At 64.2% G+C, this 22,865-nt stretch carries 20 protein-coding genes; 8 read left to right on the top strand and 12 right to left on the bottom strand.

Going from position 1 to position 22,865, the window contains the following annotated elements; genetic code table 11:
- Window positions 1–125: 125 nt before the first annotated feature.
- A complete protein-coding gene (mdeB, locus tag AC1RQC_RS17330; protein ID WP_492884113.1) occupies window positions 126–2,801 on the top strand; it encodes an alpha-ketoglutarate dehydrogenase in 2,676 nt (891 codons plus the stop codon).
- A 98-nt stretch (window positions 2,802–2,899) separates the two neighbouring features.
- Here the strand turns inward: mdeB and AC1RQC_RS17325 are convergent, their stop codons facing one another.
- The 8 genes from AC1RQC_RS17325 to AC1RQC_RS17290 form a co-directional block, all read right to left on the bottom strand.
- A complete protein-coding gene (locus AC1RQC_RS17325; protein ID WP_492830264.1) occupies window positions 2,900–3,184 on the bottom strand; it encodes a hypothetical protein in 285 nt (94 codons plus the stop codon).
- 110 nt (window positions 3,185–3,294) lie between these two features.
- Window positions 3,295–3,765, bottom strand: coding sequence for a hypothetical protein (locus AC1RQC_RS17320; RefSeq protein ID WP_492884111.1), 471 nt, complete (start codon window positions 3,763–3,765; stop codon window positions 3,295–3,297).
- Window positions 3,766–3,774: 9 nt separating this feature from the next.
- Window positions 3,775–4,041 (bottom strand): PAAR domain-containing protein, encoded by a 267-nt coding sequence (locus AC1RQC_RS17315; protein WP_492371774.1) that lies wholly within the window; start codon window positions 4,039–4,041, stop codon window positions 3,775–3,777.
- A 19-nt stretch (window positions 4,042–4,060) separates the two neighbouring features.
- Window positions 4,061–4,462, bottom strand: coding sequence for an Imm44 family immunity protein (locus tag AC1RQC_RS17310; RefSeq protein ID WP_492811758.1), 402 nt, complete (start codon window positions 4,460–4,462; stop codon window positions 4,061–4,063).
- 9 nt (window positions 4,463–4,471) lie between these two features.
- Entirely contained in the window at window positions 4,472–5,632 is a 1,161-nt protein-coding gene (locus AC1RQC_RS17305; RefSeq protein ID WP_492884109.1) for an RHS repeat-associated core domain-containing protein, read from the bottom strand.
- Window positions 5,633–5,719: 87 nt separating this feature from the next.
- Window positions 5,720–6,106, bottom strand: coding sequence for a hypothetical protein (locus AC1RQC_RS17300; RefSeq protein ID WP_492815267.1), 387 nt, complete (start codon window positions 6,104–6,106; stop codon window positions 5,720–5,722).
- Between the two features lies 1 nt (window position 6,107).
- Entirely contained in the window at window positions 6,108–10,940 is a 4,833-nt protein-coding gene (locus AC1RQC_RS17295; protein WP_492884107.1) for an RHS repeat-associated core domain-containing protein, read from the bottom strand.
- Between the two features lie 47 nt (window positions 10,941–10,987).
- Window positions 10,988–13,906, bottom strand: coding sequence for a type VI secretion system Vgr family protein (locus AC1RQC_RS17290; protein ID WP_492884105.1), 2,919 nt, complete (start codon window positions 13,904–13,906; stop codon window positions 10,988–10,990).
- Between the two features lie 52 nt (window positions 13,907–13,958).
- Here AC1RQC_RS17290 and AC1RQC_RS17285 point away from each other — a divergent pair, with 52 nt between their 5' ends.
- A complete protein-coding gene (locus tag AC1RQC_RS17285; RefSeq protein ID WP_492884103.1) occupies window positions 13,959–14,192 on the top strand; it encodes a hypothetical protein in 234 nt (77 codons plus the stop codon).
- A 433-nt stretch (window positions 14,193–14,625) separates the two neighbouring features.
- Here the strand turns inward: AC1RQC_RS17285 and AC1RQC_RS17280 are convergent, their stop codons facing one another.
- Together AC1RQC_RS17280 and AC1RQC_RS17275 are read right to left on the bottom strand one after the other, a co-directional pair.
- Window positions 14,626–15,525, bottom strand: coding sequence for a LysR family transcriptional regulator (locus AC1RQC_RS17280; protein WP_492371768.1), 900 nt, complete (start codon window positions 15,523–15,525; stop codon window positions 14,626–14,628).
- Window positions 15,526–15,577: 52 nt separating this feature from the next.
- The gene (locus AC1RQC_RS17275) at window positions 15,578–16,351 is read right to left on the bottom strand and encodes a nitrilase-related carbon-nitrogen hydrolase (RefSeq protein WP_492884101.1); all 774 of its coding nucleotides are present in this window, start codon (window positions 16,349–16,351) and stop codon (window positions 15,578–15,580) included.
- An 81-nt stretch (window positions 16,352–16,432) separates the two neighbouring features.
- On the opposite strand from AC1RQC_RS17275, the gene AC1RQC_RS17270 reads away from it, so the two are divergent.
- The 5 genes from AC1RQC_RS17270 to AC1RQC_RS17250 all read left to right on the top strand — a co-directional run bounded on the left by AC1RQC_RS17270 (window position 16,433) and on the right by AC1RQC_RS17250 (window position 20,406).
- Window positions 16,433–16,933: a LysR family transcriptional regulator gene (locus tag AC1RQC_RS17270; protein ID WP_492884099.1), complete on the top strand. Its 501-nt coding sequence runs from the start codon at window positions 16,433–16,435 to the stop codon at window positions 16,931–16,933.
- Between the two features lie 97 nt (window positions 16,934–17,030).
- The gene (locus tag AC1RQC_RS17265) at window positions 17,031–18,005 is read left to right on the top strand and encodes a Bug family tripartite tricarboxylate transporter substrate binding protein (RefSeq protein WP_492830691.1); all 975 of its coding nucleotides are present in this window, start codon (window positions 17,031–17,033) and stop codon (window positions 18,003–18,005) included.
- Window positions 18,006–18,021: 16 nt separating this feature from the next.
- Complete coding sequence (locus AC1RQC_RS17260; protein WP_492884097.1) at window positions 18,022–18,840, top strand: carbon-nitrogen hydrolase family protein; 819 nt, start codon at window positions 18,022–18,024, stop codon at window positions 18,838–18,840.
- A gap of 112 nt (window positions 18,841–18,952) precedes the next feature.
- Window positions 18,953–20,026 (top strand): porin, encoded by a 1,074-nt coding sequence (locus AC1RQC_RS17255; protein ID WP_492884095.1) that lies wholly within the window; start codon window positions 18,953–18,955, stop codon window positions 20,024–20,026.
- A gap of 8 nt (window positions 20,027–20,034) precedes the next feature.
- Window positions 20,035–20,406 carry a hypothetical protein gene (locus AC1RQC_RS17250; RefSeq protein ID WP_492884093.1) on the top strand — a complete coding sequence of 124 codons (372 nt, stop codon included), beginning with the start codon at window positions 20,035–20,037 and terminating at the stop codon, window positions 20,404–20,406.
- 48 nt (window positions 20,407–20,454) lie between these two features.
- Here the strand turns inward: AC1RQC_RS17250 and AC1RQC_RS17245 are convergent, their stop codons facing one another.
- Window positions 20,455–20,829: a hypothetical protein gene (locus AC1RQC_RS17245; protein WP_492884091.1), complete on the bottom strand. Its 375-nt coding sequence runs from the start codon at window positions 20,827–20,829 to the stop codon at window positions 20,455–20,457.
- A gap of 240 nt (window positions 20,830–21,069) precedes the next feature.
- On the opposite strand from AC1RQC_RS17245, the gene AC1RQC_RS17240 reads away from it, so the two are divergent.
- Complete coding sequence (locus tag AC1RQC_RS17240) at window positions 21,070–21,477, top strand: hypothetical protein (protein WP_492371761.1); 408 nt, start codon at window positions 21,070–21,072, stop codon at window positions 21,475–21,477.
- Window positions 21,478–21,569: 92 nt separating this feature from the next.
- Here the strand turns inward: AC1RQC_RS17240 and AC1RQC_RS17235 are convergent, their stop codons facing one another.
- On the bottom strand, window positions 21,570–22,865 hold the full coding sequence (locus tag AC1RQC_RS17235) for a c-type cytochrome (RefSeq protein WP_492884237.1): 1,296 nt from the start codon (window positions 22,863–22,865) through the stop codon (window positions 21,570–21,572).

Here is a 22,865-nt window from a genome sequence, read left to right as displayed (position 1 = left end):
TGCCAGCCGCCCAGCCGCAGCACGCTACGCTGCCGGCGGCCGGCTTCGCCTGCCAATTCGGCAGCTTCTGCCGCGGTCTCCTCCCTACAATCCAATAGAGAAGAACAAAGCCCACGGAGACCGCAATGCGTGCCCTGCCAAAGACAGACGCCATCCAGATTGCCCCTGGCGAAGGGCACGACCCCGACGTTGAGGAAACCAGCGAATGGCTCGACGCCCTGGCCGGCGTCTTTCGCACAGGCGGCGCGCCGCGTGCGCGCTTCCTGCTGGAGCGCCTTGCCGAGCATGCCAGCCATCTCGGCCTTGGCGAACGGGCGCATCCCTACTCGGCCTACCAGAACAGCATCGGCGTAGGCGAGCAGCCGCGCTATCCCGGCGACCTTGCCATGGAGCAGCGGCTGACCTCGATCATCCGCTGGAACGCGCTGGCCATGGTGGTGCGCGCCAACAAGGCCTACGGCGAACTTGGCGGCCACCTTGCCAGCTATGCCTCCGCCGCCGAGATCTTCGAGGTGGGTTTCAATCACTTCTTCCGCGCCGACGATGGGGACCACAAGGGCGACCTGGTCTACTTCCAGCCGCATTCCGCGCCGGGCGTCTATGCACGCGCCTTCCTGGAGGGGCGGCTGTCCGAGTCCCAACTGGCGAGCTACCGGCAGGAAACCGGCGGCGGTGGCCTCTCCTCCTATCCGCATCCCTGGCTGATGCCGGATTTCTGGCAATTCCCGACCGGCTCCATGGGCATCGGCCCGATCAGCGCCATCTACCAGGCCCGCTTCCTGCGCTATCTCGGGCATCGCGGCATTGCCGATACCGCTGCGCGGCGCGTGTGGGGCGTGTTCGGGGATGGCGAGATGGACGAGCCGGAGTCGCTTGCCGCGCTCTCGCTGGCGGCGCGCGAGAAGCTCGACAACCTCACCTTCGTCATCAACTGCAACCTGCAGCGGCTCGATGGCCCGGTGCGCGGCAACGGCCAGGTGATCCACGAGCTGGAGGCGCTGTTTGGCGGCGCCGGCTGGCACGTCGTCAAGGTGGTCTGGGGTTCCGAGTGGGATGCGCTGTTTGCGCGCGACACCAATCACGCGCTGCTGCGGCGCTTTGCTGCGATGGTGGACGGCGAGTACCAGAACCTCGGGGCCAAGGATGGCGACTACAACCTGGCCCACTTCTTCAACACGGACCCCGAGCTCAAGGCCCTGGTCGCCAGCATGAGCAGCGCGGATATCGATGCGCTGCGCCGGGGCGGCCATGACTTTCGCAAGCTGTACGCCGCGTTCCAGGATGCGCAGGCGCACAAGGGCAAGCCCACCGTGATCCTCGCCAAGACCAAGAAGGGCTACGGCATGGGCGAAGCGGGCGAATCCCGCATGACCGCGCACCAGCAGAAGAAGCTTGATATTGACGCGCTGCGTGCCTTCCGCGACCGCTTTGCGCTGCCGCTGGACGACGATGCCGTGGCGGAACTGCGCTTCTACAAGCCGGCTGACGACAGCCCGGAGATGACCTACCTCCATGCGCGCCGGCAGGCGCTGGGCGGCTACCTGCCAGCCCGCGCGCGCACCGCGCCCGCGCTGCGCATGCCCGACCTGATGCAGTACGGTCGCTTCGCCATGGAGCCGGACGAGCGCGCCGTCTCCACCACCACGGGCGTGGTGCGCCTGTTCACCAACCTGATCAAGGACAAGGACATCGGCCCGCGCGTGGTGCCCATCGTGGCCGACGAGGCGCGCACCTTCGGCATGGCCAACCTGTTCCGGCAGATCGGCATCTACTCGCCGGTGGGCCAGCTCTACGAGCCGGAAGATGCCGGCTCGATGCTGTACTACAAGGAAAGCCAGCAAGGGCAACTGCTGGAAGAAGGCATCACCGAAGCGGGCGCGCTGGCGTCGTGGACGGCCGCGGCAACGTCATACAGCGTGAGCGGCGTCGCCATGCTGCCGTTCTATATCTATTACTCGATGTTCGGCTTCCAGCGCGTCGGTGACCTGATCTGGGCGGCGGCGGACCAGCGCGCGCGCGGCTTCCTGATCGGCGCCACAGCCGGGCGCACCACGCTTGCCGGCGAAGGCCTGCAGCACCAGGATGGCACCAGCCAGCTGATCGCCGCCACGGTGCCGAACTGCCGCGCCTACGATCCGGCCTTCGCCAGCGAAGCCGCGGTCATCATCCACCACGGCGCGCGCAGCATGCTGGAAGCGCAGCGCGACGAGTTCTACTACCTGACCGTCAACAACGAGAACTACGTGCAGGCGCCGCTGCGCGAGGACGCGCACGACGACGTGATCAAGGGCATGTACCTTTTCGGCACGCGCGGCCCCGAAGGCGCTGCCACCAGCGTGAGGCTGCTCGGCTCGGGCGCCATCCTGCGCGAAGTCATCGCCGCCGCGGACCTGCTGGCAAGCGACTGGGATATCAAGTCAGAGATCTGGAGCGTGACCAGCTTCTCCGAGCTCGCCAGGGACGCCCGCGAATGCGAGCGCGCCAGCCTGTTCGCCAGCGGCGGCGAAACGCAAAGCCATTTGCAGCGCTCGCTGCCGGGCGCTACCCCGGTCATTGCCGCCACCGACTACGTGCGGGCCTATGCGCAGCTCATCGCCTCGTACCTGCGCGCGCCGTTCACCGCGCTTGGCACGGACGGCTTCGGGCGCAGCGATACGCGCGCCGCGCTGCGCCGCTACTTCGAGATCGACCGCTACCACGTGGCGATTGCCGCGCTGCGGTCGATTTCTCCGGCGCTGCATGCCAAGGGGCTGGAGCGCTATGGCGTGAGGACGGAGGTGGATGCGCCCTGGGCGCGTTAAGGCAGCGCCTGGGCGATAGCCGCCAGCAAGTCTGTGGCGAAGATGCGCGTGGTCGGGGCATGGAGCAGGTTGCGGTCTTCTTGCCGGTGGCCCCTGCTTCAGCCTGCCTCGTCCCTATGGCCCGCCGCCAGCTCGCTCATGACCTGCGCTTCCCGTGCAATCCCGGCTGCCAGCGACAGCACGTCGCTCTGGAACTCCGGATTCAATGCGCCAAAGGTGTCGCTGCAAGCGGCATAGTCGCTGAGCATGAACAGCAGGCTGTGGAGTTGCGCGGCCTTTTCGGCGGCAGCGCTCAAGGGGCTTTGGCAGGGGAAATGCGTGATGAGGAAGAGGGCGGAGCCGGTTTGTTCGGCGGTGATACGGAAGCGGGTGTGCTTAGCCACGGGGCGTTCTCCTCTGCGTGATGGTCTCGGGCCCTCTTGCTCCGGCTCTCACCCCGGGTCGCTGTGGTTGCAGCGACATGCCTAGTATAGCGTGGGTGGCGCATCCTCTTTCAAGTGGCCGGCCTCTCCCTGTGCCTGGAAGCGCCCCGGCTACTTGCGTACTTGATGCGATAGGTGTGGTCGAGGATGTCGTTGTAGCACCGGGTCTCATTGCCCAGCGCATCGGTGATGTAGGTCAGGCGGATGTTCTCGTCCCACGCCAGCTGGTCGCCATCCAACCCATGGAGCGTGAAGGCGCAGCCGTGTGCCTTTTTCAGCCGCGCCCGCTCGTTGATCCGGTAGCCCTTGCCGTCATGGGGGTTGTCGAAGTAGACGGCCGACGACGACTTGCTGAGCCGCCGCCCCAGCGCATCGTACCGGTAGCGCACTTGCAGCTCCGGATTGTAGTAGCCCACCAGTCGGTTGAATCTGTCCCAGATAAAGCGCGCGCCCGTGCCGTTGGTCATGCGATGGGTAAGGTTGCCGCGCTCGTCCCAGCGGTAGTGGGTTCCGGCAGATTTCTTGAAACGCCCCGCTGACATACCTCAACGCTAGCGCTGCACCTGGGCAAGTGGATTGCCGGCGATCAGAGTGGCCCCGCACGCCGTTTTCATTCCATGTAACGCGACCGGCGTCCCACCAATGGTGTAGGCACGGTTGCCTTCGCTGATCGGAAACACGCCTTTGCATTTGGGACACGAAACCATGTGGCCACGTCCGGCGATCTGCCTGCCGTTTAGATTGGTGCCAGCGAATCCCTCCAGCACCACGCCACCGTGGTCGGTCATATCGCCGACGCAAGCAATGCCGTCCATCATGCGTTACTCCCGGAGGCCATCATTCTGCCAACAAACTACGACGAGCTTGCGCCAGCGCTGCCCGGAGCTTCTGCTGACTTTCTGGTGAGACTTTGAGCTTCGGCATCAAATCAACAGACCGGTTCAACGCGTCGAAGATCATCGTCATCTGCTTTCCAGGGCTAGCCTGCTTGAACTCAGCGTGAAGAATGTGCAGGCGAAATTCCAGCGTCCGTCGCTTCAACGACCTTCGTACTATCTCTGGATATGCGTCCAAGAATTTTTCAGAAAGAATGATGGCGATAAACGACCACCTTTCCATATCATCGGAAAACGACAGATCACCCAGCATCCGGTTAACTTCCGGCTCAATTATATTAAACCGTTTTCTGTAATCCTCCGCAATGTCATCCTCCGTTTCTCCTGATATCCACAATTTCATTTCCGCTCCTCAATAGTCATTTTTGTTCAGACGTGGCCGTTCGCCGCCATGCGCGGCCTTGTACTCCAGAATTTTCTTATGCTGCCAACAGTGCATCTCTCGCTTGGTACCTGCTGCCACAGGGATCATTTGGGCGTTCTCACTATTGAGATACTGATCCGTATATCTTGCTTTGCCGCGAGTGGTTTCCCCATACTTGAGGATTTCCCCTGTTGTCCGGTCTCGCAATATGTAGCCGATCGCCGGCACCTTGCTGTCCAGATCATTACCGTGAAGGTCGCATCCCTTTGGCGGTAGTGGGGGCTTGTTCGGGTTCTGGCCCGAGCCAAACCGGCCATTCGAGCTTCTGGGCTGCCCTGGCCACAATCCTAATGGATCAACCCACTCGGTCGGATTGGGTGCATATTGGTGGACGTTAATCCCACCAACCAACCCAATCGGATCCTTGCTAACGAACCGTCCCGACACCGGATCATAATACCGATGCCGGTTGTAATGCAGCCCCGTCTCATGATCGTAATACTGCCCCTGGAACCGCAACGGGTTATGAATCCCCGCCTTGCGCGCCGCATCCGTTATCACCTCCTGCGCCGCACCCCAGGCCTTGTACTGCACACTCCATGCAATCTCACCCGCCTCGTTCGTCAACTCCTGCGGCGTGCCCAGGTGATCGCACTGGTACCACGCGATCGCGTCGAACGCCTGCGGCTCAATGGCCTGCGTCCACAGCGGATCCTCGTCAAGATCATAGTCCTCCGCATAGGCTGGCTGCACTGGCAGGGTGATGGCTTCGCGGCGCACCGCCTGTGCCAGCGGCACGAAGCTGCCCGGCTCATACAAATAGTGCGTGGTGCGTGCCGCGCCCGCAATGACCTGGAAATGATCCCCCACGCCCGCCTCCGGCTCCTGGCGGCTTTCCCATGCCAGTTGATCCCCGTCCCAGCCGTACATCGTGAAGGCGCAGCCGCGTTCCTTGTTCCGCCGCGCCCGCTCGTTGCGCCGGTAGATCGAGCCATCGAAGGCGTTTTCGAAGTAAATGGCTGACGACAACTTGGTGAGCCGCCGCCCTAGCGCATCGTACCGATAGCGCACTTCCAGTTCCGGATTGTGGTAACCCGCCAGCCGGTTGAAGCTGTCCCAGATGAAGCGTTCCCCCTTGCCGTTGGTCACGCGTTCGCTCAGGTTGCCGCGCTCGTCCCAGGTGTAGTGGGTGCTGGCAGATTTTTTGACTAGTTTGACACTAGAATGAGTTCGCTTTCACAACGTAAGGGCATCATAGACTCTGACCTTAACATCGGTATCATTTTTGTATGCAAAGTAGATTATCGTCATGTCACTTTCGGCCCCATCCAAAATCAAATTTAGTTCAATTTTTTTTCTTTTTTCAGATGGCGCCTTTGGATCTATATTCAAAATGTTAGCGTGAATTTTTATATATTCATCATCCGGGCTATTTATCCTGGAAAGATCATCTTCATTAAGAATGTCGCCGCAAAGATACTCCAATATTGCTCTTTTTACGTCGCTAGCAGCACTAACCTCAAAATATCCATCCTTATCGAGAGAATCAAAATTATTCTGCGAAATCAAGTCGCATATTTTTTTTATTTCAGATTTTATTCCAGAATCAATCCACTCGTTCACGTTACCATCTCCTAGTTGAACTGTTTCGGTTTCCTGGCATCCGGGTTACTGTAGAACCACCGACCCCCAAGCCTGAAAAATAGCTATCGCTATGCATGATGTGACACCGAGCTTCTTCAGTCGATAGCCCTGCACGCCTCATCGCTCGATATGCGACCATTCGTTCCGCGGCATAGGTTCCTCCGACACCCTTTTGGCGTTGGGACTGAGTTGCAATATAGTGTTCTGATCCGACCTTACTGGAAGGCCCGCTTAGTTGGATGGCTGGCGCCGCATTCTCATCGTAATCGTTAATGCCTTTTACGGCAGCATTTTGAATAATATGGTGAGAATCTTTCGAAACTTCGTCGTGTCGCCCGTACTCTCGGCCCGCCTGGGATAGAATCTTCGCGCAATCAGCGGGACACGGGCGACATTTGGCTAGGCCAAGTGGATCAACCCAACCCACCGGATTCGGCGCGTACTGATATACGTTGATCCCACCAGCCAACCCAATCGGATCCTTGCTAACGAACCGTCCCGACACCGGATCATAATACCGATGCCGGTTGTAATGCAGCCCCGTCTCATGATCGTAATACTGCCCCTGGAACCGCAACGGGTTATGAATCCCCGCCTTGCGCGCCGCATCCGTTATCACCTCCTGCGCCGCGCCCCACGCCTTGTACTGCACACTCCAAGCAATCTCGCCCGCCTCGTCGGTCAACTCCTGCGGCGTGCCCAGGTGATCGCACTGGTACCACGCGATTGCGTCGAACGCCTGCGGCTCAATGGCCTGCGTCCATAGCGGATCCTCGTCAAGATCATAGTCCTCCGCATAGGCTGGCTGCCTTGGCAGGGTGATGGCTGCGCGGCGCACCGCCTGTGCCAGCGGCACGAAGCTGCCCGGCTCATACAAATAGTGCGTGGTGCGTGCCGCGCCCGCAATGACCCGGAAATGATCCCCCACGCCCGCCTCCGGCTCCTGGCGGCTTTCCCATGCCAGTTGATCCCCGTCCCAGCCGTACATGGTGAAGGCGCAGCCGCGTTCCTTGTTCCGCCGCGCCCGCTCGTTGCGCTGGTAGATCGAGCCATCGAAAGCGTTTTCGAAGTAAATGGCTGACGACAACTTGGTGAGCCGCCGCCCTAGCGCATCGTACCGATAGCGCACTTCCAGTTCCGGATTGTGGTAACCCGCCAGCCGGTTGAAGCTGTCCCAGATGAAGCGTTCCCCCTTGCCGTTGGTCACGCGTTCGCTCAGGTTGCCGCGCTCGTCCCAGGTGTAGTGGGTGCCGGCATATTCCCTGAGCAGGTTGTCCACCAGCCTCGGCCGCCCCGACAGGCGGCTGTGGAACTCGGGCCTGCCGCGCGCCGGGTCGGCTGCGAAGGTGCGCGTGGTGGGGTCATGGAGCAGGTTGCCCGCGGGATCGAAGTCGAAGGTTTCTTCGCCAAGCGCGCTGTTGGCGCTCAGCAGTCGGCCCACCGGGTCGTAGCGGTATTGCAACTCACCGCGCCGGGTGTCGCCGATGCCGCAGAGTTGCCCCGCTGCATCGTAGTAGTACCGCCGGTGCACCATCCGCTTGCCGCCCCGGGCTTGATCCGCTTGCGAAAGCGTCTGCTCCAGCAGCCGCCCGGCCGGGTCGTATGCCTGTTCCTGCGCGAGCCGGTTGCCCTGGGTACGGAACACTTCGCGGTGCAGGTTGTCGCGCTCGAACTGCACGAGTTCGCGGTCATCCAGCATCATGCCGTGCACATGGCCACTGCCATAGGTCAGCATGCCGATTCGGTGCCCGTCCGGGCGCACGGTGGCGATACGCTGGTTCAGCGCGTCATACTCATGCCGCCAGACGGCCACCAGGGGCGTCTTCAGGCAGAGGTAGTGCTGGTGCTCGCGTGTCACGTTGCCGCAGGCGTCGTGGAACCATTGCAGCCGGCTGTCGGCGTTCTCCGCCAGGATCAAGCGCCCGTTGCCGTCGTAGGCAAAGATTTCCACTTGCGGCTCGGCGACCATGCCTTCCTTGTCCTGCAGGCCGGCGCGGCGGCGCGTCAGGCGGCCCGATGCGTCGAAGTCGAACGCCGTCAACAACAGGTCAGCGTCGGTGGCCTGCACAAGCACCCCGCTGGCCGGATCGTAGTGGTAGCGGGTTGCCTTGCCGTCGAACCCGGTCTCGTGCAACAGCCGGCCCACCGGGTCGTACTGGAACGCCGTCCTGGCGGCGTTCTCGTTGGTGAGCGCAGCCAGCCGCCCTAGCTTGTCCCACTGGTAGCCCAGCGTCTGGTTGGCGGCGTCGGTGCGTTCGGCAATCAGGCCCGCGTCGTTGTAGCGCCACACGGTGCGCCGGTGCAGCGCGTCGGTGTGCGCCAGCAGCCGCCCCTCGGCGTCGCGCTCGAAGCGTTCCACCCGCTCGTCGGGGTGAACAATGCGGGCGAGCTGGCCGGCTTCGTAGTGGTACTGTGTGATGGCGCCCGCCGCATCGGTGAACCGGATCAGCTCGCCGCGCTCGCCGTGCTTCCAGGCGCTGGTCTTGCCCGAGCAGTCGGTATAGCTGGCAAGCTGCCCCGACGGGGTGTAGGCCAGTTTCGTCATGCCGCCCTTGGCGTCCGTGATCCCGACCAGCAGGCCCGCCTTGTTGTAGGCGTACGCCGTCTTGTGGCTCAATGGGTCGATCTCTTCGGTCAGGTTGCCGTGCAGGTTGTAATCGCGCTGCCACAGGCCGCCCTCGGCGTCGCGGATCTTGATGAGCTGGTTCTTGTCGTCCCAGGCGTAGTGCACCGCGCTGTCATCCGGGCGGATGTGCTCGACGAGGTTGCCGTTGGCATCGTAGGCATAGCGCTCGACCGCGCCATCCGGGTGCACGTGCTTGACGACGTTTTTCGCATCGTCGCGGAAGAACCATTCGGACAGCCCGTCGGGGTACTTGATGCGATAGGTGTAGCCGAGGATGTCGTAGTAATGCCAGGTCTCGTTGCCCAGCGCATCGGTGACGTAGGTCAGGCGGATGTTCTCGTCCCACGCCAGGCGGGTATCGAAGCTGCCGTCGTCGGCCCATTCGCGCACCGCGCGGGCGTCCGGGCCATCGCCCAGCCACTGCAGGTTCATGCCGCGCCCGGTGCGGTCGGTGTAGCGGGTGACGAGGTGGTGCCGGTAGGTGTAGTCCCAGTGCGCGGCATGCTCATCCTGCGCCATCACCAGATCGCCGGCGGCGTCGTAGGTGTAGCGCGTGAGCTGGCGCACCAGCTGGCCGCCTGCGATCTGCCACAGCTCGGCGATGCGCCCCGCGTCATCCAGGCGGATGCCGACGTGGGCGAGCACGGTCTCGCCCTGGTAGGCGATCACCTCCGAGAGTACCGTGTCACCCGCCGCGTCACCGCCCACGCGATGGTCATAGTGCAGCGCCACCCCGGCGCCGCTGCGCAGCGTGATGCCGGTGAGCCGGAAGCGCTGGCCGTGGCGCTGGTACGCTTCCTGGCTCTCGAAGCCCCGCGCCAGCGTCAGGGTCTGCTCCGAGACCCGCACCAGGGTGACGTCCTCGATGGGATCATGGTGGAACTTGCCGACATCCGGCAACGGATAAGCGTGGCTGCGGCCGTCCGCGCCGTGGTAAAGCACCCCGTCCTTGACGATGTCAAAACGCGTCGTGTAGGGCGTGATCCAGCGCGCGCCGGATTCGCCGTGGTCATAGGCGGCCAGGCTGGAGCGGTAGGTGCGCGTCCATGCGATGGGCAACAGCCCCGGCAGCACAAAATCGGTGTGCGACAGGGTTTCGTCGCCGGTGGCAAAGCTGATGCTGGGTCCGGTCCCGGCTGGTGCCGGGCAGTTCTTGCAACCGGGCGCGCCCTTGGCCGGCGCCTGGTTGTTGACCGTGCCCAGTTCGCCGTCGTGCGCCCGCTTCCTGGCTTCGCCGGTTTGACGGGCAGGCACGTTGGTGCTTTGCCCGGCGCCTTTCTTCTTGCGCCAGCGCGCCACCGCCTGGGCCAGCACCGCCAGCAGCCAGCCAATGCTTTGCTGCGCGGCCGGGTCCCCGAGCTGGGCCATCTGCGCGCGCAGCAGCGGCCCCATCTGGCGAAGTTCGGCCGCGCTGGCGACCACCTTGCGCTGGACTTCGTCCGGCACGGCCAGCCTGACCGCGGTATTCGCGGCGGCCTTCCCGGCCGCCTTGTAGACGTTCCACGCGGCACCGAAGATGTTGACGATGGCCGCCTTGGGATCGTTCACGATCTGCTTGATGGCGGTGCGGGCCTGCTTGCCCGCCCCCTGCGCGTTCCCCGCCGCGTCGAGTTTGCCCAGCGCCGCCCGCTCCAGGCCGCTGGCGATCTCCAGCGTCATCTTCTCGCCCAGCACGCCGGCGTCGTCCAGGATGCCGGCCAGCTTGCCTTGCGCCTTTTGCACGAAGTCGTCGATCTCGCCGACGATGGTTGCATTCAGGTGCCCCACCAGCACGTCGATCAGGCCATCGCCCAGCACGGCCCTCGCGCTCTGGCGCAGCTCCTGGCGCACCAGCGCCAGCGTGGGCCGCAGGCTCATGCGCGCCGCCGCCATGGTCGGCGGCGCGGGCAGCACGCCGATCAGGTTGATGCCCAGGCTCACCCAGTCGACGAGGTGCCGCGACTTGCTGCGCGCGAGCGTCATCACGTCGCCCAGCGCGTCCACCAGCGCCATGATGTTGCCCACCACCGGCAGGCCGCCCGCCACCATCTTGATGCGCGCCAGCGTCACCACGCCGCCGCTGGCGCTTTGCAGCCAGGCATCGACCTTGGCGGCGCCCTTGCCGACGTCCTCGACGGCGATCGTGTTCAGGGGGGCGACTGCGGATTGCGGCTCGCGCGGCTTGGCTGCGGGGGTCGGGTCTGCCATGGATTCAATGCGAAGACGTGAAGGGGGAAGTGAAGGGGGCGCGTCGCTCAGGCGAAGCCGGGCGTGTGCAGGGAGGGGAGCCTGGGATGTTGCGTTGCCTTGGCCAGCGCCGGCGTGCCTGGCGCCGGCATGGCGCCGAGCAGCGTTTGCACACCGGACAGGCCGAGCGCGGCGGGCCCGGCCTTCACCGCCCCCGCTACCTGTTGCGCTACCTGTTGCGCCCCCTGGACCGCTTGCGTGGCCTGCCTGGTGGTGGTCAGCAACTGGCTGGCCAGGGCGTTCGCAGCCGGCGCCGGCACGCCGCCGGTGAGCGCCTGCGCCGGCGGCCACGTCGGCTCGGCGACGTAGCTGCCTTCGGCCCAGGTGTCCGCCGGGTCGATGCCAAAGACCACCTTGGCGGGCCCTGGCGCGATGCCGCTGGCAACCGCGAAACCCTGTGCGTCGAGCTTGCCGACGGTCACCTGGCCCAGCGCGTCCTCGACCCGGAAGTCGCCGCCCTGGATCCCGCGCCGGTTGGCGTAGTGGTTGAACAGTTCCAGGTTGCCCTTGCCCGGCTTGGGCGCGTCGGGGAACTGCGCGGCGTGCGTCTGCGCGCCGATGAAGGCATAGCTGCCTGCGTGGATCGTGTAGGCCGCACCCGTGCGGTGCGTGATGCCGCCCCCGTTGTAGGTCGTGGCGCTGCCGCCCCCGCTGACGACCAGTTCCTCCTTGGCCGACAGCGTGATGCGGTTGGCCGTGGCCGTGACATTGAGCTTGGCAAGCAGCTTGATGCTGTCCTGCAGCGCGCGCAGCTCGATGTCGCCGCCCGCGGCCACCAGGCGCCAGCCCATGCTCTGGATGAAGACGCGCACCCCGCGGCTCACGCTGGCCAGCAGGCGCTGGCCAACGGCAAGGCTGGTGTGGCCACCGCTGGTCAGCGCCAGGTGCTCGCCCGAGGCCAGGTGTGTCGAGCGCGCCGTGCTGGCCTCGATGCCGGCGGGGCTGGCCAGCACCAAGTGGGGCGCTGCCAGTTCGGGGAAACTGCCGGCCTCGCCGCTGCCGCGGATGTCGTCGTTCTGCGCCTTGATGGTCTTCGCCACCTCGGCCTGGTCGGCACGTTCCTGCGCCTGGTTTTCCTGCGCCAGCTCGGCCAGCGTCGCCTGCTGGCCGCGCGCCTGCGTCAGGCGCTCGAGCGTTTCGCCCATGTCCTTGTGGTGGGCGCTGGCGTTGCGGCGCGCCTCGGTGGTGATCAGCATGCCGTTGGCACGCACCACGCCCTGTCCGTCGGTGCGCAGCTCGAACCCCTCGCCGCGCTTGTCCTTGCGCCCGCTGCCGCGCAGCACACGGGTGAGAAAGCCCAGGCCCAGCCACGAAGTCTGGTGGTCGCTCTGAAGCTGGGTCTGGATCTCGCCCTCGGTGTCGTCCTGCACGAAGGTGTTGGTGCGCTCGCCGCGCAGTTCCTTGCTGACGAAGCCCGAGAGCGCATGCTGGCCGGGCATCGGCCACTGCGGCATGTTCAGCTGGTTCGGCACACTGCCCGTTACCAAGGGGCAATCGGGGTCGCCATTCAAGTGTTCAACGATGACCTCCTGGCCGATGCGCGGCACGTGCATCGCGCCAAAGCGCTCGCCCTGCCACGACGAGGACACCCGCACCCAGCAGGAACTGTCGGCGTCGCGCTTGCCCTGGCGGTCCCAGTGCATCTGGACGCGGATGCGCCCGTATTCGTCGGTCCATGTCTCCTCCCCGGCGGGGCCCACCACGGTGGCCGTCTGCGGCCCGTTGGTGCGCGGCTTCGGCTGGGTGCGTTCCGGGCGGAACAACGCGTTGGAAGGCTGGGCGGTGAAGTCCACTTCGCAGCGCCAGGACTGCTGGCCGCCCGAGGCCTCGGGCACCTCCTCGATCCACAATCGCGCAAAGAGAATCAGGTACTCGCGGTTGGCCTCGCTCTGGATGAAATTCGTGAGATGGAAGGTGCAGCCCGGCACCATGGCGCGCACGTTGCCACGGCCACGCGCGCGGGTGCCGTGCTGGCGCAGCGTCTCCATGCGGATGCGGGCAATCTGGTCGCCTTCCTGCCACGGGTCGTTGCCGGTGGCGGCCTGGCTGTGGTCGCCAGGGAACGCATAGATTTCCGCGTTGGCGTGCGCGGTATCGAGCGGATCGCAGGCCCGTACCGTCAGGTCGGCGCGCGGCCTGACGAAGTCGTAGTCCGAACTGGTCCACTGGCCCGATACCATCCGGTCGTGCAACTCGAACTCATGCAGGTGTTCTTCGTCGATCCGGTCGACGGTGCCCTGCCAGCGGATGTCGTGATAGGCGGGGCTGGCAAAGGGCGCGAAGGCGCTGTTGCCATCGGTCAATACAAGCCGGTGCCGGCTCTCGCTGTGTTCAATGTGCCAGGCAATCCCCCACTCCTGCGTCAGGCGCTGGAAGAAATCGAAGTCGCTCTCGCCGTACTGCACCTGGTATTCGCGCTTGGGGTAGCGCGCCACATCCAGGCGCCGCTCCACCGGGAAGGTGTAGTCGGACAGCAGCGTATCGAGGATTTGCACCACGCTTTGCTGCTGGAAAATACGGAAATCCGTGGTGAGGGTCGTCAGCCACAGCCACGGGCGCAGCGTGAGGCGATAGGCAATCTGCCGGCCCATCGGGATCGGGCCGCGCACGTCGGTGACAAGCCCCGTGATCTCGCGCTCGCCCGCACCCACACCGCCGGACGATCCGCTGCCGCTGCCATCGAGCGCAATCGTTACCGTCAACTCCTGTCCGCGCAGCGCCTTGGTATCGAGATCCGCCGCGGGGCCAAAGTGCGCATTGCGATCGTCGGGGGTCTTGAGTTCCAGTTCGTATTCGAACAGGCTGCAGATCCCTTCGTTGCCAGACAGTTTGGAGAAAACCAGGGCGGGTCGCCCAAGGATTTCCGGTATGCCCGGACCCGTCACGCGGACAGTACGAGTGGAAGCCGATGGCAAACGAATACCCATGCGAAAACGCTCCGCCGCAGGTGAAGTAGCAAGATACGCAAGGCCATGAGGCTTGAACCTGATGCGCCTTGCGCCAGTGCTGGCGCACCGATCCGCAAGTGATTTTCATAAACACCAGGACGGTATCGTGCAGCGAGAAACGCTATGCCGCAATCGGACAAGTACGAAATTCGATGAGAAATTTGGCGATGAGGATGGCTATGAAACAATCAGAAAAGCGGCTACCGTTCGGTTCATTCAGCACACTGTGGGTGCTCAGACGCGAGCCGGCATGCTGCACCATTGAGGATGTGGAAGCGTTCTAACCTCCTACGGAACACCCTGCCCCTCACAAATGCGCAGGCGCTAGCTATTCACCGATGGCGCCTGCTTGCGCAACATCGGTTGCACGGCCACTGCCTTGCACCAGGGCACGAACCAGCCCCGGCTCGGTCCGGCTGAGCTTGCTGTACAGCGCGGTGATGGAAACCGGCAGCGCCGGACTGGCTTTGGCATGCCGCATACACCGACGGGCGCAGCCCCACGGCGACCAGCGACATGGTTTCCACCGTCGTCTAGAACAATTGAGAACGCATGACTGCGCCTTGGCGATGTGGGTTCGATAGCCATCCGGGTCTTTCCCGGAGACAGGAAGACTATGCTTCTCGCTGAAAACCGCGGCCGGCTGCCCTGGTGCGTGGGCCGATGCCTGCCTTGCGCATCGGCGCGCGCGAAATGCATCACTCGTTCGCTGGCGACGGCAGCCGTGCAATATCGCGGATGCACTCGGCGATGATACGGCGCAAGGGGGCCGATGGCAGATCGATGAAGGAGGCGAAGTATGTCTGCTTCGGGAACGGCCGGGAGAGCCCGAGCATTCTTAGCGTTCCCGTCTCGAGCTCGTTGCGGATGAGGTCAACCGGTAGCACCGCGTATCCAACGCCAGCGCAGGCGAGACGCAGCATCACGGACAAGGAACTGAGAACGTTCAGCTTGAAGCCGGCCAGGTGCGGCGTGTCAAAGTAGGTGGCAACCGAGGCGAAGAGGTCCGAGTCGACCGGATACGAGAGCAACATCTGCCGTCTTAGCTCCTCGACCGATGGCGATACGTTGCCGGGAATCAGGCGCGGGCTGGCCACCCAGGCGTAGTCAAGCTCCAGCAGTTTCAAATTGACCACGTCCGGTTCGTTGACGCTGCCGAGGAGAAGGCCAATATCGAGCGCGCCGCTCAGCAGCCTGTGCCGAATGTCGGTGCTGGTGAGAGATGGCAGATGGATATTGACGTCAGGCCATCTGGCATAAAGTACGTCAACCAGCGGCTCGAGTATTGCCCCGGCGACCGTGCCGCTCATGCCGATGGTGATCTGGCTGGGCAAGGCATCCCTTGCGGCAAACCGGTGGGTGAACGCGTCCGCAAGGGCAAGCAATTCCTCCGCGGGCGCCAGCATCTCGGCGCCCTCCGGGGTGAGGCACAGTTGCTTTCCCTTTTCCCGGACAAAGACCTTTACGCCCAACTCTGCTTCGAACGCGGCGATGCGCGCGGAGATGGTGGCATCGGTGGCGTGCAGCCGCTGCGCAACCAGGGTCATCCTGCGCAGCCGGGCTGCCCAGACGAATGTTTCAAGAAATCGAAGGTTCATGGGCTGGCATCCTGCGCATGGCTTTCGGCTTACGCTTCCCCGCCTGGCTGCCTCAGGCCTGGAAATTGACCGATGTCTTCGGCCGTTCGTCAACCGTCATTGAAAAGACATCCGGGCGAGAATAATGGCCGACCACGTCAAAGTCGTAGCGTGCACGCACCAACTCGCCGGTATCGATCTCGGCGGCTACCAGGCCTTGCGCATTCAGCAAAGGCCCGGCGATGATGTCGCCCATCGGGCCAATGACCACGCTGCCGCCGCGGATCAGCGGGCGATCTGCCTCCCAATGCGGTATGTCGATGCCGAGCTGCCGTGGCGAGGCCTGGACCCAGCAGATCGCGGCGCCCACGCGCCCGGCGGATGTCTGCAAGACTGGCAACGTCGCGCCGTCTCCCTGGCCCCAGATGAGTCGCTCCGTTCCCGTCGGCATCAGCTTGCGGTGCTTCGCGGCGAGACCAGCGGCGGGATCGAAGAACAGAGCCGTACAGTACAGCGTATTGCCGTCTCGTTCAATGACCCCCACCACGAGGCTCGCGTCCGTGCGCGTGGACAGCGCCGCCAGCGCTTGCGTTTCGGGGCCGGGTACATCGATGGCGTTTTCGAAGTAGCTGGCGAATGCGTCGCGGCCCTCGGGCAGGCGATAGCCCAGCCGCGTACCGAAGATCTCGCCTTTGGGATACCCGCCCAGGAGTGCCTCCGGCATGACGACGACGCTTGCGCCGGATGCGAGGATCTTGTCCTCGAACGCCAGGATCCGGGCCAGGGTTTCGGCCTCTCCCGAGGGGGAGGAACCAATCTGGAGGGCGGCGACGATGGAAGCGGGCATGAGGTATGGCTCCGGGAAGCGGGTTGCGCTATGTTCACGCCCACGCCATCTTGAATCAAGATGGATATGGATGTATCTGATATGAATGCCGTAAATATCGAGGCGATGGACCTCAACCTGCTGAAGGTCTTCGAAGCGCTCTACGAAGAGGGCGGCGCTAGCCGCGCCGCGATCCGGTTGGGCCTGACGCAGTCCGCGGTGAGCGCGGCGATCGGCCGCCTGCGTCGCGTCTATGGGGACCCGCTGTGCGAGAGAGCCGGCCGTGGCATGCGCCCCAGGGCGCGCGCGCAAGAATCGAAGCCCGTGGTCGGTGAAGCGCTGAACCACTGCCGCAAGAGCCTTTCGATGGTGGCGCCTGGCGGCAACGTCTTTCACGAAAGGACGATCTCCATCGGGCTATCGGATGACTACGAGATCGCCGTGGGGCGCCGCTTCGTTGGCCGCCTGGCGGAAACGGCGCCCGGCATCCGCTTGCTGTTTCGGCAGACACACAGTCAAAAGGCCGTGGAGATGCTGGTGGATCGCTCCGTGGACCTCATCGTGGCAGCGGGGGGAAGAGGAAGCCAAAATTTCTTTGTCTGAGCGTAATTTTTATTTGATTTACCAGCGCACCGGCTTACGGCACGATCTCACTCGTCAAGTGTGTTGCTTCATCACACTCATGTCACCGAGATGCCGCATGCCCCAATTGTCCCGCCTCGCCGTCGCCAGTCTCGCTGCGCTGTGCTGTGCGGCGCCAACCCTTGCCGTGTCGGCCGAGTGGCCGGCCAAGCCCGTGACGCTCGTTGTGCCATTTCCCGCGGGAGGAGGAAACGACGTGGTCGCGCGCCTGATCTCCGCCGCCATGAGTACGGCGCTCGGGCAGTCCCTCGTCATCGACAACCGGCCCGGTGCCGGTGGCACGATCGGTGCGGGATTCGTCGCCAAGGCGCCGCCGGATGGCTACACCTTGCTGCTTTGCTCCACCGGGAACCTGGCGGTCGCTACGGCGCTATACCCAAAGCTGTCCTATGGGATCAAGGACCTGGTCCCGGTGAGCCATGTCGTCAATACACCGACCATCTGGGTGGCAGCCCCCCAAATTCCCGCCAACAGCCTCAAGGATTTCATCAACCTGGCCAGGCGCGAGCCCGGCAAGTACAACTTCGCATCCGGCGGCAACGGGACGACACCGCATCTCGCCGCAGTGGCCATGAAAATGCGGAACAACCTGGACATGCAGCACGTGCCTTACAAGGGCTCGACGCCCGCCTATACGGACCTTACCGCCGGCCGCGTCAGCTTGATGATGGATAGCGTCATCTCCGCGTTGCCTTTCGTTGAATCCGGCCGCGTCAAGGGCCTCGCGATAGGGACGGCCAAGCGCTTGCCGCAGCTTCCCGCGGTGCCCACACTGGCCGAGCAAGGCCTGGGCGAGCTGAGCTTTACGGGGTGGGTAGGCATTTGCGCCCCCAGTGGAACGCCGGCCCAGGTGGTGTCCAAGGTCAGCCAGAGCGTGAAGGAGGTACTTGCGCGGCCGGAGGTGCGCGATGCCTTCGCCAGGCAGATTGCCGAGCCGGTTGGCGATGGCCCCGCGAAATTCGCGGAGACGATCCAGCGCGATGCCCTGACCTGGCGAAAGATCGTCGCCACGTCACATGCGGAAATGGACTGAAGCGCAGAGCCGGAAAATGAAAATCGCTGCCATTCAGATGGTGTCTTCGCCGAGCCTGGCGGACAACCTTGCCGTTGCGGAGAACCTGATCGATGAAGCCGTGCACGGCGGTGCCACGCTTGTCCTGTTGCCTGAGTACTTCTGCCAGATCGGTCTTCACGAGACCGACAAGTTCGCGATTGCCGAGGCGTTTGGCGAAGGGCCAATCCAGGCTTGCCTGGCCGCCAAGGCAAGGCAGCACGGCGTATGGATCGCGGGTGGCTCGCTCCCGCTGGCTACCACGCAAGCGCCAAAGGTTACCAACACGACATTGTTGTTCGGGCCCACGGGAGAGGTCAAGGCGCGCTACGACAAGTTGCATCTCTTCAGCTACCTGGATGGCACTCGCGACATCGACGAGAGCCGGACGATGGTTGCGGGCACCGAAATGGTCACGGCGCAGACGGAGTTCGGCCGCGTGGGGCTATCCATTTGCTATGACCTGCGCTTTCCGGAGCTCTACCGGGCCATGCAGCAGGTGGATCTCATCCTCGTGCCGTCGGCATTCACGCAAACCACCGGCCGTGCGCATTGGGAGGTCCTGCTCCGCGCGCGCGCGATCGAGAACCAGTGTTATGTGCTGGCTGCCGCGCAAGGCGGGACGCACGCCAATCAGCGGCAGACGTTTGGCCACAGCATGTTGATCGACCCGTGGGGAGACGTGGTTGCCAGCCTGCCCCAGGGCGAAGGCGTTGTCATCGGCGAAATGAGCCAGGACCGTTTGCGCTGCGTCCGCGAAGCCATTCCGGCGCTCAAGCACCGACGGATTCCGGGGCCGACGGCCCTCGGTTTGTAATACAGCAGGCCGCGCCGGCGCACCTCAAGCGTTCCAATCAAGCGTGCCAATTCTTCCCGCACTCGTTCAAGACGAGGGTGTGGTCCTCGCATTGCCTAACGGTTTGAAATCCATGAAGACAAATACCGCAGCATTGGCTGCAGTGACGGGGCTGAGCATCTCGGTCTGCACCTGGGACGCAAAGGCCGAATCAACGGTCTTTGGTGTCGTGGATATGGCGCTCGATATCTCGAAGCAAGGACTGGGAACGCTGACCCGCCTGCAGAGCGGCAGCGACTGGGGCTCACGTTTCGGCATCAAGGGGGACGAGCGCATCGCGCCGGGCCTGAGCGCCGTTTACTGGCTGGAGAGCGGCTTTGGGGCAGATGACGGGATGTCCCAGCAAGGCGGGAGGCTGTTCGGACGCCAGATCTACATGGGGCTTGCCAGCGAGCAGGCGGGCCGGCTCACGTTCGGTCGCCAGTACTCTCCCGAGAACCGGATGTTCTGGAACATCGATGCGTTCAACGCGGGGCTGGCCGGCGGCCTGCCGGCCATCATTCCCGCCGGTGTGGCGCGTGCAACGCTCGGGCGGGTCGACAATTCCATCCTATGGACGTTCCCGGATCGCTGGCCCGGTGTCACTTACGTGATGTACGCGCCGGGAGAGGTCACGGGGAACCAGCGGGCCGGGCGGATGTGGGGCGTGTCCACGCGGCAGAAGAACGAGGTCGTCGACTTCAACATCGGCTTCGTGACACAGCGCAACGCGACCGACACGGGAAGGCTGCAGGCCTTCACCATCGGGGGAAACTACACGGTGGGGCCGGTGAAGCTGTTCACAGGCTGGCACCGCGACTGGAATAGCCAGGCGAACACGCCGGCAACAAAGGGCCCGGAGCAGGTCTACGACATGTTTCCCTTCGGCGTGAAGTACGGCGTCGGTGCGCACACCACGCTCATCGCCCAGTTCGTGCTGGTCAAGGACCGTACGCAAGGCGTGGCAAACAGAAGCACCAATCTCATTGCTATCGGCGGCCACTACGCGTTATCAAAGCGCACTGTCCTGTTCGCGGCGGCAGGGCGCATTCTCAATAAGAACGGATCACAGTACTCCCTTGGCGGTGGCTTGTACGCCGGCGGCACTGTCGGACCGGGTAACCCAACGGCACGCACTGTCCAGATCGGCATGCGGCACAACTTTTGAGAGATTCCATGATTTCAAACTGGATCGCACAGCATGCAGGATGCATCCGCGTATTTAGATTCGAGGTGTTGCCCGGCCAGGAACTGGCCTACCAGGAATACTTGCGGGATGTGGTGGAGCCCATCGACGAGGTTGCTTTTGCCGATGGTGCCTTCCTTGAGGTGCTTAGCCTGACCCAAGCCCATCCGCGCGCCAAAAGCGCGGTGCAATGCCGTGTGTTCACGTTCCGGGATGTGGCGCAACGCGATGCCTTTCCCGGGCTGATTGCCGAAGCTGCCAGGCAGTTCGATCAGACCGAGGAAGCACGCGATCTACGCAAGGCCTACGCCGATACGCTTCGGACCGTGGTCGGGGTCGACGACTACGAATTGAGCGCGTAGGAAGGGACGCCATCCCGCGACAAGGGGACCGCCGACGCGCGGCGTAGATCAATCCCCGCTCGCATCCTCTGAACGTTCGTGCAAGACGTGCCCGAACTCATCCAGTTCCTTCTGGATCCTCGCCATGCTGGCGTCAATGGTCTGCTGCGTAACTTCACCATCGACGAACTCAACCGAGACGCGGGTAACACGGGAATCCTTGTCGACGATGCCCTGCAGCACCTTGTCAAATAGCTTCTCCCCGGCACGCAAGCCGAGCGGGCGGGGAACAAGCACCTTGACCAGCAGGATCTCCGCCTCACTCTCCGATTTCTCCGTTTGCGCCAGATCGGCAAAGGCAGTCCGCAGATACGATTTGAGTTTCAAGACACTCAGGTTGCCGGGAACACCGATATGCGACACCCGAACCTTTTTCTCAGCCATGCTAGCTCTCCGCCGAAATTGAACGCGAGGACTATACCGCAGGCGGCGTCGGAATTGACGCGAAGCTTGCAAGGCTCGCGCCGCAGAGGATGGGGTGCACAACGGGCGCGCGCGGATAACGCGCCTCGGCGTCGATGGCAACGCTGGTAAATGACTGTTGCAAAATCAAACAAATTGTCAGGTGCCTCGGCGCTACAGTGGTCCTTCCCATGCCTGAAGGCGTTTTTAGGAGGTACACGAATGAAGCAACATCTGGCGAAATCCCTGTTGATGGCTGGCGCGATGATCGCGTCCTACCCGCTGTTCGCGCAGCAGGCCCAGCCCATCCAGCCGGCCCAGCCGATGCCGATGACTCAGCCGATGCAATCCCCCCAGCCTATGCAATCCGCCCAGCCGGTGCCATCCGTGCAGCCTGTGCAAGCCATGCCGGCGGCAGCGCCGTCGGCCCAGGCGACGCTGCCGGCCGCACGCGACCCTTATGCGCAAAGCGCCGAACAGCCGGTTCAGCCGGGCATGGCGAGCGCACCGGTCGACCCGACGCTGGCCCGCAGCCCCAGCCCGGCAATGGACGCCGCCAGCATGAGCCTGGCTCCCGATGCGCTCGGGACGCGTCTGGGCCAGCGCAATCCTTTCCTCGACGGTGCCTGAGCGCCTGTCAGCCTTCCTGAGGCCCAGTCCTTCGGAGTGCAACGTCCCGTGAACCGGGCAGCGCGCCGGCACGTCCGCGCCGGCGCCCTCCCTCAATGGCCCTTGCCCGCTTCCGCGCGTAGCGCCTTCACCTTGTCCGCGCTCACGTCGCCGGGCTGTCCGCCATAGCTTGCCCGCAGGTAGTTAGCCAGGTCGGCCAGTTCCGTATCGCTCAGGCGCGAGGCAAAGCCCGGCATGTCCTGCATGCTCTCCAGCCCGGGGAATTTCTGCGCTTCGATGCCGTCGAGCATGGATACGATCAGGTTGTGCGGGTCGGCGTTGCGCACGGTGGAGTTGCCCAGCATCGCCACCGCCACGTGCGGCTTGCCCTCGCCCTCGCGGCCGTGGCAGCCGGCGCAGACGGCCAGGTATTGCTGGCGGCCGGGCTTGAACCGGGCCGCATCCGCGTTGGCCGGCTTGAGTGGCTGGGGCCGTGGCGGCTGGTCGCCAAGCAGGTAGGTCGACATGGCGGCAAGGTCGGCCTTGTTCAGGTACTGGCTGCTGAGATGGACCACGGGGAACATCTCGCCGTAAGCCGAGCCTTGCGGCGCCATGCCGGTGGCGAAGAAGGTCTGCAGGTCGGCGCCCGTCCAGCCCCGCGCGGCCAGGCCCGCCGGCGTGATGTCCGGCGCGGCCACGCGGCCGAGCGCTGCGCCGGCCAGTGGCTTGGCTGCGTCCAGGCGGCCGAACATGGCGCGCGGCGTGTGGCATTCGGCGCAGTGGCCCAGCGCGTTGGACAGGTAGCGGCCGCGCTGCCAGGCCGAGGTCTGGCCGGTGGAGGCATCGGGCAGCTGGTCTTTCAGGAACAGCAGGTTCCAGCCGACCAGCGCCACGCGCATGTTGTACGGGAAGCTCAGGTCGTGCGGCCGGTTGGCCACGGCGGCTGGCTTTAGCTGCATCAGGTAGGCGTACATCGCATCGGCGTCGCCGCGCGACAGGCCGCGGTACGAGGTATACGGCATGGCCGGGTAGAGGTGCTTGTCCGGCGTGACGCCATCATGCAGCGCCTTGTAGAAATCGTCGGCGCTCCACTTGCCGATGCCGTGGTCCTTGTCCGGCGTGATGTTGGTGCCGTAGAAGGTGCCGAACGGCGAGGCCAGTTCCACCCCGCCGGCAAACGGCGCACCCTGGGCGCTGGTATGGCAGGCGGCGCAATCGGCGGCGCGTACCAGGTAGCGCCCGCGCGCGATCTGGTCGGCGGGCGAGAGCCTGGCGGCGGGCTGCTGGTCGGCGGCAGTGTCGATCGGGGCGCCGTGGTCGCCGCAGCCAGCCAGCAGGGCCGCGCCCAGCGTGGCCAGGGTCGCCAGCGTGGTGCGCGCGTGTCGGAGGAAGTCGGGCTGGCTCATCAT

It is taken from the genome of Cupriavidus sp. GW822-FHT03E04, assembly GCF_058801495.1.
This window is presented reverse-complemented; position numbering and strand designations above follow the sequence as displayed.

Excerpts from the sequence above, each read along its gene's own strand:
- AC1RQC_RS17250 (WP_492884093.1), top strand. The coding sequence starts at position 20,035 with ATGATTTCAAACTGGATCGCACAGCATGCAGGATGCATCCGCGTATTT.
- AC1RQC_RS17245 (WP_492884091.1), bottom strand. The coding sequence starts at position 20,829 with ATGGCTGAGAAAAAGGTTCGGGTGTCGCATATCGGTGTTCCCGGCAAC.
- AC1RQC_RS17270 (WP_492884099.1), top strand. The coding sequence starts at position 16,433 with ATGAATGCCGTAAATATCGAGGCGATGGACCTCAACCTGCTGAAGGTC.
- AC1RQC_RS17320 (WP_492884111.1), bottom strand. The coding sequence starts at position 3,765 with ATGTCAGCGGGGCGTTTCAAGAAATCTGCCGGAACCCACTACCGCTGG.
- AC1RQC_RS17255 (WP_492884095.1), top strand. The coding sequence starts at position 18,953 with ATGAAGACAAATACCGCAGCATTGGCTGCAGTGACGGGGCTGAGCATC.
- AC1RQC_RS17240 (WP_492371761.1), top strand. The coding sequence starts at position 21,070 with ATGAAGCAACATCTGGCGAAATCCCTGTTGATGGCTGGCGCGATGATC.
- AC1RQC_RS17295 (WP_492884107.1), bottom strand. The coding sequence starts at position 10,940 with ATGGCAGACCCGACCCCCGCAGCCAAGCCGCGCGAGCCGCAATCCGCA.
- AC1RQC_RS17290 (WP_492884105.1), bottom strand. The coding sequence starts at position 13,906 with ATGGGTATTCGTTTGCCATCGGCTTCCACTCGTACTGTCCGCGTGACG.
- AC1RQC_RS17275 (WP_492884101.1), bottom strand. The coding sequence starts at position 16,351 with ATGCCCGCTTCCATCGTCGCCGCCCTCCAGATTGGTTCCTCCCCCTCG.
- AC1RQC_RS17265 (WP_492830691.1), top strand. The coding sequence starts at position 17,031 with ATGCCCCAATTGTCCCGCCTCGCCGTCGCCAGTCTCGCTGCGCTGTGC.
- AC1RQC_RS17260 (WP_492884097.1), top strand. The coding sequence starts at position 18,022 with ATGAAAATCGCTGCCATTCAGATGGTGTCTTCGCCGAGCCTGGCGGAC.
- AC1RQC_RS17280 (WP_492371768.1), bottom strand. The coding sequence starts at position 15,525 with ATGAACCTTCGATTTCTTGAAACATTCGTCTGGGCAGCCCGGCTGCGC.
- AC1RQC_RS17315 (WP_492371774.1), bottom strand. The coding sequence starts at position 4,041 with ATGATGGACGGCATTGCTTGCGTCGGCGATATGACCGACCACGGTGGC.
- mdeB (WP_492884113.1), top strand. The coding sequence starts at position 126 with ATGCGTGCCCTGCCAAAGACAGACGCCATCCAGATTGCCCCTGGCGAA.
- AC1RQC_RS17235 (WP_492884237.1), bottom strand. The coding sequence starts at position 22,865 with ATGATGAGCCAGCCCGACTTCCTCCGACACGCGCGCACCACGCTGGCG.
- AC1RQC_RS17310 (WP_492811758.1), bottom strand. The coding sequence starts at position 4,462 with ATGAAATTGTGGATATCAGGAGAAACGGAGGATGACATTGCGGAGGAT.